The 13,299-nt window shown below is 69.1% G+C and carries 17 protein-coding genes; 9 read left to right on the forward strand and 8 right to left on the reverse strand.

The genetic code is table 11. The features are described 5' to 3' along the window. The 4 genes from V6M51_RS21060 to V6M51_RS21075 all read left to right on the forward strand — a co-directional run bounded on the left by V6M51_RS21060 (position 1) and on the right by V6M51_RS21075 (position 3,126). Positions 1-561: a YfiR family protein gene (locus tag V6M51_RS21060; RefSeq protein WP_332770201.1), complete on the forward strand. Its 561-nt coding sequence runs from the start codon at positions 1-3 to the stop codon at positions 559-561. 2 nt (positions 562-563) lie between these two features. Continuing rightward, positions 564-2,228, forward strand: coding sequence for a sensor histidine kinase (locus V6M51_RS21065; protein ID WP_332770202.1), 1,665 nt, complete (start codon positions 564-566; stop codon positions 2,226-2,228). Positions 2,229-2,232: 4 nt separating this feature from the next. Further along, positions 2,233-2,634 carry a response regulator gene (locus V6M51_RS21070; RefSeq protein WP_332770203.1) on the forward strand — a complete coding sequence of 134 codons (402 nt, stop codon included), beginning with the start codon at positions 2,233-2,235 and terminating at the stop codon, positions 2,632-2,634. 96 nt (positions 2,635-2,730) lie between these two features. Beyond that, a complete protein-coding gene (locus tag V6M51_RS21075) occupies positions 2,731-3,126 on the forward strand; it encodes a hypothetical protein (RefSeq protein ID WP_332770204.1) in 396 nt (131 codons plus the stop codon). A gap of 3 nt (positions 3,127-3,129) precedes the next feature. Here V6M51_RS21075 and lepB read toward each other — a convergent pair whose 3' ends face one another. After that, positions 3,130-3,903 carry a signal peptidase I gene (gene lepB / locus V6M51_RS21080; protein WP_332770205.1) on the reverse strand — a complete coding sequence of 258 codons (774 nt, stop codon included), beginning with the start codon at positions 3,901-3,903 and terminating at the stop codon, positions 3,130-3,132. Positions 3,904-4,007: 104 nt separating this feature from the next. Next, positions 4,008-4,922, reverse strand: coding sequence for a lysophospholipid acyltransferase family protein (locus V6M51_RS21085; RefSeq protein ID WP_332770206.1), 915 nt, complete (start codon positions 4,920-4,922; stop codon positions 4,008-4,010). 126 nt (positions 4,923-5,048) lie between these two features. Here V6M51_RS21085 and V6M51_RS21090 point away from each other — a divergent pair, with 126 nt between their 5' ends. Beyond that, entirely contained in the window at positions 5,049-5,441 is a 393-nt protein-coding gene (locus V6M51_RS21090; RefSeq protein WP_254835948.1) for a helix-turn-helix domain-containing protein, read from the forward strand. 77 nt (positions 5,442-5,518) lie between these two features. Continuing rightward, entirely contained in the window at positions 5,519-6,340 is an 822-nt protein-coding gene (hisN, locus tag V6M51_RS21095) for a histidinol-phosphatase (protein WP_332770207.1), read from the forward strand. Here hisN and V6M51_RS21100 read toward each other — a convergent pair whose 3' ends face one another. The 3 genes from V6M51_RS21100 to V6M51_RS21110 form a co-directional block, all read right to left on the reverse strand. Then, the gene (locus tag V6M51_RS21100) at positions 6,341-7,783 is read right to left on the reverse strand and encodes an alpha/beta hydrolase (RefSeq protein WP_332770208.1); all 1,443 of its coding nucleotides are present in this window, start codon (positions 7,781-7,783) and stop codon (positions 6,341-6,343) included. It lies immediately after the preceding gene. A 7-nt stretch (positions 7,784-7,790) separates the two neighbouring features. Further along, complete coding sequence (locus V6M51_RS21105; RefSeq protein WP_305674731.1) at positions 7,791-8,099, reverse strand: SCP2 sterol-binding domain-containing protein; 309 nt, start codon at positions 8,097-8,099, stop codon at positions 7,791-7,793. A gap of 108 nt (positions 8,100-8,207) precedes the next feature. Next, positions 8,208-8,651, reverse strand: coding sequence for a DUF3617 domain-containing protein (locus V6M51_RS21110; protein WP_332770209.1), 444 nt, complete (start codon positions 8,649-8,651; stop codon positions 8,208-8,210). Between the two features lie 149 nt (positions 8,652-8,800). On the opposite strand from V6M51_RS21110, the gene V6M51_RS21115 reads away from it, so the two are divergent. Next, positions 8,801-9,412: an MSMEG_1061 family FMN-dependent PPOX-type flavoprotein gene (locus V6M51_RS21115; protein WP_332770210.1), complete on the forward strand. Its 612-nt coding sequence runs from the start codon at positions 8,801-8,803 to the stop codon at positions 9,410-9,412. A gap of 86 nt (positions 9,413-9,498) precedes the next feature. Here the strand turns inward: V6M51_RS21115 and V6M51_RS21120 are convergent, their stop codons facing one another. Both V6M51_RS21120 and V6M51_RS21125 read right to left on the reverse strand, forming a co-directional pair. Beyond that, positions 9,499-10,323 carry a class I SAM-dependent methyltransferase gene (locus tag V6M51_RS21120; RefSeq protein ID WP_442957871.1) on the reverse strand — a complete coding sequence of 275 codons (825 nt, stop codon included), beginning with the start codon at positions 10,321-10,323 and terminating at the stop codon, positions 9,499-9,501. 106 nt (positions 10,324-10,429) lie between these two features. Beyond that, the gene (locus V6M51_RS21125) at positions 10,430-11,272 is read right to left on the reverse strand and encodes a class I SAM-dependent methyltransferase (protein WP_332770211.1); all 843 of its coding nucleotides are present in this window, start codon (positions 11,270-11,272) and stop codon (positions 10,430-10,432) included. Positions 11,273-11,504: 232 nt separating this feature from the next. On the opposite strand from V6M51_RS21125, the gene V6M51_RS21130 reads away from it, so the two are divergent. Beyond that, a complete protein-coding gene (locus V6M51_RS21130; protein ID WP_332770212.1) occupies positions 11,505-11,960 on the forward strand; it encodes an Hsp20 family protein in 456 nt (151 codons plus the stop codon). Positions 11,961-12,150: 190 nt separating this feature from the next. Next, on the forward strand, positions 12,151-12,522 hold the full coding sequence (locus V6M51_RS21135) for a GFA family protein (RefSeq protein ID WP_332770213.1): 372 nt from the start codon (positions 12,151-12,153) through the stop codon (positions 12,520-12,522). Position 12,523: 1 nt separating this feature from the next. Here the strand turns inward: V6M51_RS21135 and V6M51_RS21140 are convergent, their stop codons facing one another. Further along, positions 12,524-13,291, reverse strand: coding sequence for a crotonase/enoyl-CoA hydratase family protein (locus V6M51_RS21140; RefSeq protein ID WP_332770214.1), 768 nt, complete (start codon positions 13,289-13,291; stop codon positions 12,524-12,526). Between the last annotated feature and the right edge of the window lie 8 nt (positions 13,292-13,299).

Genomic DNA, 13,299 nt, shown 5'->3' on the forward strand with positions numbered 1-13,299 from the left:
ATGGCGTTGCGGAGCCTCGATCGCCTACGGCCCGCAGTCCTGCTGGCCCTGATCTGCGCCATCGTCTCCGGCGGTCCTGGACGGGCCCAGGCCAGCGCCTCCGAATCCGCCGTCAAGGCGACCTATCTCTACAAGTTCGCGCCCTTCGTCCGGTGGCCGGCCTCGGCCTTTCCATCCCAATCGAGCCCCTTCCATCTTTGCGTCGTGGGAAACGATCCGTTCGGTACGGTGCTGGAACAGGCGGTCAGCGGCCAACATCTCGACGGGCATCCGATGGCCGTCCGCCGGCTCCGGAGCGCGGAAAGCGGCGCCGGATGCCATATCCTCTATCTCGGCGACGCCGCTGGCCGCTCGTCCGCCGACACGCTTCGCAACGTCAAGGGCGCGCCGGTCCTGACGGTCTCGGACCAGAGCAAGGCCGTAGGGGGGGCGGTCATCCAGTTCGTCGTCAAGAACGGCCGCGTGCGCTTCGATATCGATACGGGCGCCGCCGCCGCCAACGGCGTGACGATCAGCTCGAAGCTCCTGAGCCTCGCTGTCTCCGCCAGGCCGGGAGGTTAGGGATGAAACTGATCCCGCGCCCGGATGCCTGGAAGCAATGGCGGCCCGGTCCGCGCCTGGTGATCGCGCTCGCGGTCGGTCTGGTCGTCGTCGGACTGTCCATGGCCGTTTACAACGAGCGGGTCGCCGGGGACCAGAAGCTCCGCGCGGTCACAGTACAGGCCGACATTCTGTCCGGCAGCGTGACCGCGGCCCTGGCCTTCGACGACCGCCCGGCGGCGCGCGAATACGTGGCGGCCCTCAGCGCCAACCACGACGTGGAGGCCGTCGGCGTCTACGACCTGCAAGGCGGCCTGGTCGCCGGCTATTCCCGCGCCGGGTCGGAACTGCCCGCCACGAACCGCGTCGGGCCGCCCGCCCTGATCAGCGACCGACTGGTGGTGACCCGGCCGGTCACCCAGGGCGCGACCCGGCTCGGCTCGGTCTATCTGCGAACGATCAGCGAGCCATTCGCCCGGCGCGCGGCCCGCTATGGCGGCATCGCCATGTTGATCGTCATGGCCTCGCTGGTGGTGATCGTACTCGGCGTCTCAAACTCGTCCCTCGCCGAAGCCCACCGGGCGCTGCAGGCCGAGATGGAAGAGCGCGGCAAGACCGAGGAGGCGCTTCGGCGCAGTCAGGTGATGGAGGCGGCGGCCCAACTCAGCCTCGCCACCGAGCGCGGTCGCGCGGCGCTTCGCCAGTCCGAGCAGCAGTTGGAATTCGCCCTGCAGGCAGGCCGCCTGGGGAGTTGGGAGCTGGACCTGGAGACCCGCCGCCTGGCCGCCTCGGCCTTCTTCCGCGCGAATTTTGGCTTCGAACCGGACGAGCCCGTCGACCGCTACGAGCAGCTCTTCGCCCGGGTCCATCCAGACGATCGCGAGCGGCTGCAGCGCGCCGTGGACCGGGCCGTCGCCCTCGGGGCGGACCTGGAGACCGAGTGCCGGACGCTCGCCGACGACAGTGAGGTCAAGTGGGTCCAGGTCCGTGGCCGCGCCGTCTATGACGACCGCGGCTCTCCGGTTCGCATGGCCGGAGTGTCGCTGGACATCACGGAACGCAAGCTCGCCGAGGAGCGGCAGCGCGCCTTGCTCGACGAGCTGAACCACCGGGTCAAGAACACCCTGGCGACAGTGCAGTCGATCGCCATGCAGACCAGCCGGACGGCGGAAACGGTGGCGGCGTTCGAGGAGGCCTTCCTGGCGCGGATCGGCGCGCTCGCCCGCGCCCATGACCTGCTGACGGAAGTCGCCTGGGACGGCGCGTCTCTGACCAGGGTCATCAGCCAAACGCTCGCACCCTATGTCGGCCAGGGCCAGTCGAACCGCGTCAACCTCTCAGGCCCCGACGTCCGCCTGGGTCCCAACGCCGCCGTCACCCTGACCATGGCCTTCCACGAGCTGGCGACCAACGCCGCCAAGTATGGCGCGTTCTCCAGCCTGGCGGGCAGGGTGCACGTCAAATGGAACCTGGACAGCTCAAGCGACCCGGTCGCCGTCGAGATCGACTGGCGCGAGACGGGTGGACCGAAGGTCACGCCGCCCGATCGCCGCGGCTTCGGCTCACGCTTCATCGAGAAGGGCCTCGCCCGGGAATTCGACGGCGAGGTTCAGCTGGTCTTCGACCCGGAGGGACTCCGCTGCCATATGCGGTTGCCACTTTCCCCCAAACTGCAGATGGCGGCTTGAGCACATGGGCTCGGCGCTGACAGGCCTGCGCCTGCTGATCGTCGAAGACGAGGCGATGGTCGCCATGATGATCGAATTCATGCTGACCGACCTCGGCTGCGTGGTCGTGGACGTGGCCGGTACGGTGTCGCGCGGCCTCGCCCTGGCCGGGGACGAGGCGCTGGCGCTCGATGGCGCCATCCTCGACGTCAACCTGGGCGGGGAAAAGGTCTATCCGGTCGCCGAGGCGCTTCGCAGTCGGCATGTGCCGTTCATCTTCTCGACCGGCTACGGGATCGACGGCATCACCGAGCAGTTCGCCCAGGTGCCGGCCCTGGCCAAGCCCTATGAACAACAGACGCTCGAGAACATGCTGCTCACCATCCTCGTCCCTGGAGCGCCGCCGACCGGGGACGTCGCGCGCTAGGCCTGTCCGGACATGATTTTGCTGTCGTCCGGGCGCCGGATGGGTTTGGCTACACCCTTGGCGGCCTCGCGCCGCGCATCATTCCGGCGTCGCGTCATGCTCGAACCCAAGAAGCTGAAAAAGAGCGAATCCCTTGAGATCCGCATTCCGCATTCGACCAAGCAGGCCTTCATGGCCCAGTGCCGGGCCGACGGTCGCTCGGCCAGCGACACGCTTCGCGCCTTCATCGAGCGCCACCTGGACAGCGAGGCGGTCCGCCCGGCTCAGGGTCGGCGCCGCCACCTGATCGCCGGGGCGATGATCGCCGCGGCGGTGGGCGCCATCGCCCTGCCCTCGCTCGCCCGCCCCAGCGCCCAGAGCGAATTCTCCCGCCTGGACGCCGATGGCGACCGCCGGGTCACCTTCCAGGACCTGGCGCGCTTCGACCGCGATCGCGACGGCGCGATCAGCTTCGAGGAATACCGCGCCGCAAGCGCCCCGCCCCGGCGATAGGCCTTATCGCAGGGCCTGGAAGGCGCGATCCGGATCGAACCGGCTCACCCAGGTCCAGGGCTGGAAGATCTCGGCGCCGCCCCGCCACGACAGCAGGATGAACCGCGCCTTGCCTACCAGGTTGTCGGCCGGGACGAAGCCGACGCCGACCTCGCTCGGCCAGCGGCTGTCCAGGGAGTTGTCGCGATTGTCGCCCATGACGAAGTAACGGCCCTCCGGCACCACATAGACCTCGGTTTCGTCGCCGGCCCGGCCCGGTCCGCGATCGAAGGTCGTGTAGGTGTGGCCGTTCGGCTTGGTCTCCTGCTCGCGCGTCACCGTCAGGCCCGGCTCGCCCGGATCCTCGACCGGACCCAGGGGCGTTCGCGCGATCGGGACGCCGTTGACCGAGACCGTCCCGCCGACCACCTGCACCCGGTCCCCCGGCAGGCCGATGAGCCGCTTGATATAGGTCTCGCGCACGTCGCGGGGCAGTTTGAAGACCACCACGTCGCCCCGTTGCGGCGGCTTGCCCATCACCCGGCCGGCCGGCAGGGGCGGGCTGAACGGGATGGAGTGGCGGCTCCAGCCGTAGTCGAACTTCGAGACGATGATGTAGTCGCCGGTCAGCAGGGCCGGCTCCATCGAGGCCGTGGGGATCGTGTAGGGCTGGAAGAGGATCACGCGCAGGACCAGGGCGATCAACAGGGCGACGCCGACGGTCTTGAGGGTGTCGGCGACCTCGGCCGCCAAGGACTTGGCGGCGGCGGGGCCGGCGTCGTGGGTGGAAGCGGTCATGAAGCTCTCGCCGAGGCCGATCGAAGGCCTCTTGGATCGGCCCTTCGCGCCGGCGCTTCAAGCCGGGTCGTGTCCGGACGCCCGTCTCGCCTGTCCGGACAGCTTCACCGCACGCGCCGGTAGACCTCGCTGGGCCAGCGCCTGTGGGTCCAGAACCATTCGGCCGGCCGTTCCAACACCTGGGCCTCGATGAAGGCGTTGATCTTGCGCACCCCGGCCTCGATGTCGGCGGCCATGTCGCCGGTCTTGGTGAGGGCGATCGGGTCGTGGACCACCACGCGGAAGCGGGCCTTGTGCTTGCGCTGCACCGACATGGGCTGCAGCACGGTGTCGAACCGCAAGGCCAGGCGGGAGGGGCCCGGCGCGGTGTGGACCGTGCGTCCGAAGAAGGGGGCGGCCACCCCGCCGTTGAACTTCTGGTCGTTCATCAGCGCCACGGACTCGCCGCGGCCCAGGGCCGCCAGGAGTTCGCGCGCGCCGTCGCCGCCCTTGGGCGCGAAATAGCGGACCCCGTAGCGGAAGCGATAGTCACGGACCCGCGCCTCCACATGCGGATTGTTCATCGCCCGGTAGGTGATCTGGCTGACCACGGGCGAATTCACGATCACCGCGGGCATCACCTCGAAGTTCGAGAAGTGGCCCGAAACGAACACCACCGGCTCCTTCTTGGCGGCGATCTGCCGCAGGCGGGCGGCGTTCACCACCTCGACGCGATCCGGATCGCCGATGATCCGGTCCATGATCAGCAGTTCCAGGAAGGTGCGGCCGGTATTGTCCCACTGCGCCCGCAGCAGGCGGCCGATCTCGGCGTCGGAAGCCTGCGGGAAGACGATGCGCAGGTTGGTCTCAGCCACCCGATGGGCGCTGGTCAGCGGGCCTAAGGTCTTGAAAAACCAGGCGCCGAAGTCGGAGACCGTATCCACCGGCAAGGTCCGGGCGAGCAGGATCACCGCATCGAAGGCCACGGCCTCGAGGCGCCAGAGGAAATCCTGCCATCGCGAGGGGCTGGCTTGGGTCATCTCCTCTAGTAGTCGCGTCGTTCCCTTCCGCGCAACGCGAACCCCGCTCGCTTGGCGCGCGATTTGCGCGATCCAGCTCAAGCCGTTTCGTTTTGGGACGGCTCCAAGCAGATGCGAGGGGGCGATATGGAGCCCATGGGCAACAACATCGACGTTCACCTGGGCAAGCGTCTTCGCCGGCGTCGCCGGCTGCTCGGCCTGACCCAACAACAACTGGCCGGCGCCTGCGGCGTCCGGTTCCAGCAGATCCAGAAGTACGAGTGCGGCGCCAACCGCATCTCCGCGGCCCGCCTGTGGCAGCTCTCCGAAGCCCTGGAAGTGCCGGTCGGCTACTTCTACGACGGCTTCGCCGAAGCCGCCCAGCGCGAGACCGCGGGCGAAGGTGAAGCCGGCGGCGAGATGTTCGCCCGCAAGGAAACCCTCGACCTGATCCGCGCCTACTACCAGCTCGGCGAGCGTCCGCGTCGCCGTCTCCTAGACCTCGCCAAGTCGCTCAACGGCGACCATCCCATCGCCTGAGCCCAACGCGACATTGGCGACCCGCGGGCCCTGGGGGGGGATTTCGCGGGGACCGGCGGCGGGGTAAAGCGGGAGCCATGCCCGACTCCAACCTCGCCGCCGGCCGTCTTTCCGAGCTGGACAGCTTCCTGATCGAGCTCAACGCCGCCTCGGCGGCCGCCATCGAGCCGCTGTTCCGCGCCGATCACGGCCTGGAGGACAAGGGCGGAGCCAAGGGCTTCGATCCCGTCACCGCCGCCGACAAGGGCGCGGAAGCCGCCATCCGAAAACTGATCTCGCAGCGCTATCCCGAACACGGGGTGATCGGCGAGGAATACGGCGAGGACCGCCCGGACGCCGAGTTCGTCTGGGTGCTGGATCCCGTCGACGGCACGCGGGCCTTCATCGCCGGCCTGCCGCTGTGGTGCACCCTGATCGGCCTGCGCCACCAGGGTAAGCCCGTGCTGGGCTCCATCGGACAGCCCTATCTCGGCGAGCTCTATATCGGCCATGCCGGCGGTTCGCGGCTGATGTCGCGCGGCGGGAGCCGGCCGCTGAAGGTTAGGCCCTGCCCCAAGCTCACCGACGCCATCATCGCCACCACCGATCCAGAGGGCTGTTTCGACGGGCCGGAGCTGGGCGCCTGGACCCAGGTGCGGGCGGCGGCCAAGCTGGCGCGGCTGGGCTGCGACGCCTACGCCTACGCCATGGTGGCGGCAGGCACGATGGACATGGTCATCGAGGCCGGCCTGAAGTCCTGGGACATCGAGAGCGCCATCCCGCTGATCGCGGGCGCCGGCGGCGTGGTCACCGACTGGCGCGGGGCGCCGGTCGGCCAGCACGGCGGCCAGATCGTCATCGCCGGCGACCGGGCCTGCCTGGACGAGGCCCTGGTCGCGCTTCGGCGGTCGGCGAAATAGCTACGTCTTCGGCGCCGGTTTCTTCGCGGCGGCGGGTTTTTTGGCGGTCGCCGGCTTCGCGGCCTTCGGAGCCGGCTTGGTCGCGGCGGGCTTGACCACCTTGGCGGCGGCCGGCTTCGCGGCGGGCTTGGCGGGCGCCTTCTTCGGCGCGGCGGCCTTGGGCGCGGGCTTGGCGGCGACGGGTTTCGCGGGAGCCTTCTTGGGCGCTGGCTTGGGAGCCGCGGCCTTGGCCGCAGGAGCCGGCTTCGCGGCGGCCTTGGCTGGGGCCTTCTTCACCGCAACGGCCTTTGCGGCCGGAGCCTTGGCGGGAGCGGCGGTCTTGGCGGCCGGCTTCGGCGCGGCGGCCTTGGCCTGGGCCTTCTTCGCCGGGGGCTTCGGGGCCGCAGCCTTGGGGGCCGCGGGTTTCGGAGCGGCGGGCGCGGCGGCGGGAGCCGGAGCGGGAGTTGGAGCCGGAGCGGCGGCCACCGGAGCCGGCGCGGCGGCCGGCTTGGCGGCGGGAGCCGGGGCGGGCGACCTGCCCGTCAGAGCGTCGAACGCCCGCAAGAAGATGTTCCGCATAGTGTCCGTCTCCATCAGGATTTCGTGGTAGGCGCCCGGCACGTCGAGGAACTCACCCTTCGGCAGTTTCGCGGCCACGGCCCGTTGCGCATCGTTGTCGACAAGCTTGTCTTTTTCCGCCGAGCAGATGACGACCGGAATCGTCACGCTTTTCAAGTTCCCGGTCTGGCCGAGATAGGCGGTGGCCCGGAAGGCGAAGTCGAGCCAGCCCCAAGTGGGGCCGCCCAGCGCCAGTTCCGGATGGGCCGCGACCTGGGCTTGGGTCCGCGTCCAGCGGACGCGGTCGTGGGTGAGCACATTGGTCTCGAAGGTCTCGGGCGCGCTCGACGGCGGCCGGGCATAGCGTCCGGCGCGGCCGATCAGCACGTTGAGACCGGCCAGGCCGCGGGCGATCGCCAGGGGGATACTGCCGGTGCGCACGCCCAGCATGGGAGCCGAGAGCAGCGCGGCCTCGAAGTGCTTAGCCTGGCCGTGGGCGAGCGCCAGCAGGGTCAGGCAGCCACCCATGGAGTGGCCGAGCGCGTACCAGGGCTTGGGCAGGCGCGGGCCATAGGCGGCCAGCAGGGCCTCGTAGTCGCGCAGGAAGGACCGGTAGCCATCGGCGTGGCCGGCCAGGCGGTCCTGCAGGTCGCGATGCGACAGCCCCTGGCCGCGCCAGTCGTGGGTCAACACCACGAAGCCGCGGGCGGTCAGCTCGTCGACGACCTCGAAATACTTCTCGATGGGTTCCGTGCGGCCGCCGCTCAGCACCACCGAGCCCACGGCCTTGCCCTTGGCCGGGAACAGGGCCGCGCGAAGGCGGGCGCCGCCGGCGCCGCTGAACCAGTCGGCCTCGCCGCCCTGGGGGATCGGCGCGGTGGGAATGGCGATGAGGGGAGCGGTCACGATCGTCTCATCCGAGCTTCGAAAACAGCGCTTGCATCTGGGGCTGCAGCGACATGGCCAGGCCCATGTCAGACAGCTTCAACCGGCCGGTCATCACCGCGGTCATGGGGTCGAGCTGCCGGCGGCCCAGGGCCTCCAGGTCGGCGTGCTTGACCGACACGGTCAGGTCGGCGGGCTTGTCCTCATTGGTGACCGCGTCGCCGTCGATATGGATGAAGCCTTCGCCGCGCAGATCGATCTTGAAGCTCTTGCCCAGGCCGGCGTCCTCGCCGACCGCGGCCTTCACGCGCTGCGTCAGTTCCTGAAGGGTCGCCATGCGGGGATCGTCTCTCACGGGGAAGTGAGCGGCACCTTCGCCCCTGGCGCGCGGCAAGTAAACGGCGCCGCTAGGGTTTTGGACGACGGCGCCCGTCGATAGCTCGGTCTAGGACGCCGCCGCCGGCGGCGCGGGGCATGTGTCGGATATCCGTTTGGCCTCGGTGGTCGCCCGGCCGCTGAGCGGCAGGCCCGACCAGGAGGTGTCGATATCGGCCACCATCCTGAATGTTGTGGGCGAATAGGAGCCGGTGGCCTCCAGCAGGGCGGTGTGGCCGTTCTTGGTGGCGCACTTGCCCTTCAGCGTGATCTTGCCGCCTTTGAAGACCCGGGTGGGATAGTCGCATTTATAGTGGCGGTTGGACGGCCCCATCATGAACTTCTGCACCTCCGAAGGGGTGATGCAGCGGGTCTCCTTCTTGGTCTGGCTGATCACGGCGCTGACCTTGTTGGTCACCTCCCAGTATCCGGGCAGGATCGCGCCATCCTGGGCGAAGGCCGGGACGGCGAAGGCGCCGGCGACGAGGGTTGCGAAGAGGGTCGTGCGGAGCATGCCTGGCCTTTAGCGTGAAGCGACCGTGTCGTTCTAACGCGGACAAGATGGCCCATTTCTGACGTCGGGCGCGAGCATCCGTTCATCTGGGGTGACAAGGCCGGGTTGCAAGCGCATAGTTGCGAACGCTTCGCAAGTGGAGAGCCGCCATGAAGACCCTGGACCTCGCCGATCTCGACCGGATCTACCGGCCGCCCGGCAAGCTCGTCCTGGAGAAGGCCCTGCCGCACGTGGAGAAGCACGGGAAGAGCTTCATCGCGCTCTCGCCCTTCTGCGTGGTGAGTTCGGCCGGACCGGACGGCTCGATCGACGTCTCGCCGAGGGGTGGGGAGCCGGGCTTCGTCCATGTCAGCGAGGACGGCGCGACCCTGTTCCTGCCGGATAGGCCGGGCAACAACCGCCTCGACACCCTGCGCAACCTGCTGGCCGGTCCTGGCCGCATCGGGGTGATGTTCATGATCCCGGGCTTCGACGACGTTTTCCGGGTCAACGGCCGGGCCTCGGCCTCCGACGATCCGGCGCTGCTGGAGCAGTTCGTGGAGTTCGGGAAGACCCCGCGCCTGGTGGTCAGCATCGCGGTGGAGGAGGCCTTCTTCCACTGTCCGAAGGCGATCATGCGGGGTCGGCTCTGGGATCCCGAGGCCCAGGTGGACCGCGCCGCCCTGCCCTCCGGCGCCGAGATGGTCATGGACCAGCTCAACATGGGCAAGCCAACGGTCAGCGACGAGCAGATCATCGAGAGCTACAAGACGCAGCTCTGAATTTAATCCGCTGGGCACAGCCCAAACCTCGTCATCCTCCGGTCGTCTGCAAGACGATCCGGGGAATGACGAGGTTTGGGCGGGCGCTAGGAGGGTTTCACGAACCGCAGGGTCATCCGGTCGCTCTCGCCGATCTCGTCGTACTTGGCGCGGTCGAAGGCCGGGTCCTCGGGTTCGCCGCGGGGCGCGGTCAGGCGCACGGGCGGCAGGGTCCAGACCCCGAAGGGATGGCTGCGGGTGTCCTTGGGGTTGGCGTTGATCTCGCTGGCCTTGTCGAGGACGAAGCCGGCCTCCTGGGCCAGCCGCACCGCATAGGCCTGGTCGACATAGCCGTCGGCGGCCAGGGCGTCCTGCACCCCGCCCGGCGCGGCGCGGTGCTCCTCGACGCCGAGGACGCCGCCGGGTTTCAGCGCGGCGAAGGCGTCGCGGAACGCCTTCTCGACGATGCCCGCCGCCATCCAGTTGTGCAGGTTGCGCAGGAACAGCACCAGGTCGGCGGTCCCGGCCGGCGCCACCGGGCCGCTGGTCGCTCCGAAGGCGGTGATCTCCACCGGGCCATAGAGCTTGCGGTTGGCCTCCAGCTTGCGGCGGAAGGCCTCGACCGTCTCGGTGGCGGCCGGATCGGCGGGCTCGAGATTGGCGGCGATCAGCTTGCCGTCGTTGGCCGCCAGATAAGGAGCGAGGATGTCGGTGTACCAGCCCGCGCCGGGCCAGAACTCCACCACCGTCTGTCCGGGTTTCAGGCCCCAGAACTCCAGGCTCTCGACCGGATGGCGCCAGGGATCGCGCGCCTTGTCGGCGGCGGTGCGCCAGCTGCCGGCCACCGCGTCCTGCAAGGTCATGGCGCCCTTGGCCGACGCTGCCGGCGTCTCGGCCTTGCGACCGCACGAGGCCAGGGCGAGCCCGCTCAACAAAGCGCTTCGGCGCGAAAGCAGGGCCGTTGAGATCAAGGAATTCGCCCCATCCGAGGAACCACCGTCCGGGTTAGACTGACCCGAGACGGTGGTCAAAGCGTGGCTACTTCTTCACGAAGCGCAGGGTCATCCGGTCGCTCTCGCCGATGGCGTCGTATTTCGCGCGGTCGAAGGCGGGGTCCTGGCTGCGCCCGCCCTGAACGGTCCAGCGCGACGGCGGCAGGGTCCAGACGCCGAAGGGATGGTCCTTGGTGTCCTTGGGATTGGCGTTGACCTCGGACTTGGCGGCCAGCTTGAAGCCGGCCTTCTCCGCGGCGGCGATCACATTGGCGGTGGAGACGTAGCCGTCGCGGGCGTCGGCGATCTGGTCGCGGGTCGGATCGGCGCGGTGCTCCTCGACGGCCAGCACGCCGCCCTTCTTCAGGACCGTGGCGAAGTCCTTCATCGACTTGTCGACCATGCCTTCGCTCCACATCCAGTTGTGGATGTTGCGCGCGGTGATGACCATGTCGGCCGACCCCGGCGCGCCGAGCGGCCCGGACACCGTTCCGAAGCCCACATAGGCGATCTTCCCGAACTTGGCCTCGTCGGCGTACTTGGCCTCGAAGTCGGCGCGGGCCTTGCGGCCCGCGTCGCTCATCTTCGGATTGGCGAGGTCGCCCACCCCGGCCACATAGGTTCCGCCGGTGGCCTTGGCGTAGGGGCCGAGGATCTCGGTCCAGTAGCCGGAGCCCGGCGAGATCTCGATGATCGTCTGCTTGGGCTTCACGCCCCAGAAGGCCAGGGTCTCGAGGGGGTGGCGCGCGGCGTCGCGAGCGAGATGGGCCTCGCCCCGCTGGGCGCCGGCGACGGCGGCCTTCAGCGCCTTGTCCTCGGCCGCCGCGGCAGGCTGGGAAAGCGCCATCAGCGCGCCGGCGGCGAGCAGGACAAATCGACGGGTGGACATCTTTCGAGCGCCTCGGCTGTTTGCGGATTGGGCGCGAGCCTAGTGCGCATCGCGATCCTGGCAAGGCGTCTTGCAAGGTGTCTGGCGAGGCGCCCCTTGAACCAGAATTCAGTCCTCCCACCTAAGCACTCGAAGGCGCTGGACATCCGGGCCTTCCGGGCAATGCACGAGGCCAACTTGGCTCGCGCGCCGTCCGACACGTCGCAACCTTGCTTACTGAAGAAGGCTCAACATGCGTACTATCGACTTCTCCCCGCTCTATCGTTCGGTCGTCGGTTTCGACCGCCTGGCCGACCTGCTGGAAACCGCCCGCGTCGACGCGGCCGCCGGTTATCCGCCCTACAATATCGAGCGCACCGACGAGAACGCCTACCGCGTCGAGATCGCGGTCGCCGGCTTCCGCCCGGAAGAACTGAACATCGAGGTCAAGGAAAACCTCCTGACCGTCCAGGGCCGCAAGGCCGCCAACGACGACCAGCGCAAGTACCTCCACCGCGGCCTGGCCGAGCGCAACTTCGAGCGCCGGTTCCAGCTCGCCGACTACGTGGTGGTCACCGAAGCCGGGCTCGCCGACGGCCTGCTCTCCATCTCGCTGAAGCGCGAGCTGCCGGAGGCCCTGAAACCCCGCCGGATCGAGATCGCCACCTCGACCCAGCCCGACTTGATCGAAGGTGAGAAGGCCGCCTAACCCGCCCCCCAGCTAGGTGGACTTCCCTTCCGGGCGGCGCGCCCCCCACGCGCCGCCCCCCCCCTCTCTCGGACGACTGGCCGGCGCGGGTGATCGCGTCGGCCTTTTCTTTGGGTCTCAGATCCAAGCTGACAGCACGGTGGCGGCAGGACCGCTCTAAGATCGTCTCCGGATTTCAGGGAGAACGACCATGCCCCTCAAGGGAAGCTGCCATTGCGGCGCCACACAGTTCGAGGTTCCCGAGCCGCCGGCTTCGGTGACGAGCTGCAACTGCTCGTTCTGCGCCAAGCGCGGCGCGTTGCACGCCTACTACCCAGTGGCCCAGTTCAAGCTGCTGACGGCCCGCGACCGGGTCTCGACCTATCAGTGGGGCCATTATATCGGCCAACACCACCACTGTGGGATCTGCGGCTGCGGGACCTATTCGGAGTTCCCGAGCTTCGACACCGGCGAGCCCGACTACGACAAGATGCGGGTCTCGGTGAACGCCCGGCTGTTCGGCGACGACCTCGACCTGGCCGCCATTCCCATCGAGTACGTGAACGGCAAGACCGACTGGTAGCTCAGAACGCTCCGCCGCGGCCCTGGCCTGCGACGAAGCGCGCGGCGCCTTCGCGGGCCTCGCCCGACCTCAGGGTCTCGAGGCCGACATCGACCTCGGCCAGCATGGCGGCGTCCCAGTCCAGCGACCACTGGCCGATGGCCGAGAGCCGGTCGTTGCGCAGGCAGGTCTGGGGGAAGGCCGAGAGCTGAGCGGCGAGTTCCAGCGCCGCGTCCAGCGCCCCGCCCCGCGGCGCCAGCCGATTGGCTAGTCCCATGGCGTAGGCCTCCGCGGCGTCCACGGGCCGACCGGTAAGGATCAGGTCCATGGCCCGCGAATGGCCGATCAACCGCGGCAGGCGCACGGTCCCCAGGTCGACCAGCGGCACCCCGAACCGGCGGCAGAACACCCCGAAAACCGCGCCCTCGGCGGCGACCCGCAAATCGCACCAGGCCGCCACCTCGATGCCGCCAGCCACGGCGTAGCCCTCGACGGCGGCGATCACCGGCTTGCCGAGCGCCAGCCGGGTGCAGCCCATGGGCCCGAAGTCGCCCTCGCGCTTGACGGCGTTGCCCCGCGCCTCGCTGACGCCTTTCAGGTCGGCGCCGGCGCAGAAGGTTCCGCCGCGGCCCTGCAGCACCGCCACGTCCAGTGCGGGATCGGCGTCGAAGGCCTTGAAGGCGTCGTACAGGGCCTGGGCGGTGGCGCCGTCCACGGCGTTGCGCCGTTCGGGCCGCTCGATGGTGACGATGGCGGTGCGACCGCGGGTCTCGACGCTGACGGTGTCCATGCTGGGGT

It is taken from the genome of Phenylobacterium sp. (assembly GCF_036677185.1).
Taxonomy (GTDB): domain Bacteria; phylum Pseudomonadota; class Alphaproteobacteria; order Caulobacterales; family Caulobacteraceae; genus Phenylobacterium.

What these genes read in the sequence shown, in the direction of transcription:
- V6M51_RS21060 (WP_332770201.1), top strand. Translation starts at nt 1, where the DNA reads ATGGCGTTGCGGAGCCTCGATCGCCTACGGCCCGCAGTCCTGCTGGCC.
- V6M51_RS21065 (WP_332770202.1), top strand. Translation starts at nt 564, where the DNA reads ATGAAACTGATCCCGCGCCCGGATGCCTGGAAGCAATGGCGGCCCGGT.
- V6M51_RS21070 (WP_332770203.1), top strand. Translation starts at nt 2,233, where the DNA reads ATGGGCTCGGCGCTGACAGGCCTGCGCCTGCTGATCGTCGAAGACGAG.
- V6M51_RS21075 (WP_332770204.1), top strand. Translation starts at nt 2,731, where the DNA reads ATGCTCGAACCCAAGAAGCTGAAAAAGAGCGAATCCCTTGAGATCCGC.
- lepB (WP_332770205.1), bottom strand. Translation starts at nt 3,903, where the DNA reads ATGACCGCTTCCACCCACGACGCCGGCCCCGCCGCCGCCAAGTCCTTG.
- V6M51_RS21085 (WP_332770206.1), bottom strand. Translation starts at nt 4,922, where the DNA reads ATGACCCAAGCCAGCCCCTCGCGATGGCAGGATTTCCTCTGGCGCCTC.
- V6M51_RS21090 (WP_254835948.1), top strand. Translation starts at nt 5,049, where the DNA reads ATGGAGCCCATGGGCAACAACATCGACGTTCACCTGGGCAAGCGTCTT.
- hisN (WP_332770207.1), top strand. Translation starts at nt 5,519, where the DNA reads ATGCCCGACTCCAACCTCGCCGCCGGCCGTCTTTCCGAGCTGGACAGC.
- V6M51_RS21105 (WP_305674731.1), bottom strand. Translation starts at nt 8,099, where the DNA reads ATGGCGACCCTTCAGGAACTGACGCAGCGCGTGAAGGCCGCGGTCGGC.
- V6M51_RS21110 (WP_332770209.1), bottom strand. Translation starts at nt 8,651, where the DNA reads ATGCTCCGCACGACCCTCTTCGCAACCCTCGTCGCCGGCGCCTTCGCC.
- V6M51_RS21115 (WP_332770210.1), top strand. Translation starts at nt 8,801, where the DNA reads ATGAAGACCCTGGACCTCGCCGATCTCGACCGGATCTACCGGCCGCCC.
- V6M51_RS21125 (WP_332770211.1), bottom strand. Translation starts at nt 11,272, where the DNA reads ATGTCCACCCGTCGATTTGTCCTGCTCGCCGCCGGCGCGCTGATGGCG.
- V6M51_RS21130 (WP_332770212.1), top strand. Translation starts at nt 11,505, where the DNA reads ATGCGTACTATCGACTTCTCCCCGCTCTATCGTTCGGTCGTCGGTTTC.
- V6M51_RS21135 (WP_332770213.1), top strand. Translation starts at nt 12,151, where the DNA reads ATGCCCCTCAAGGGAAGCTGCCATTGCGGCGCCACACAGTTCGAGGTT.
- V6M51_RS21140 (WP_332770214.1), bottom strand. Translation starts at nt 13,291, where the DNA reads ATGGACACCGTCAGCGTCGAGACCCGCGGTCGCACCGCCATCGTCACC.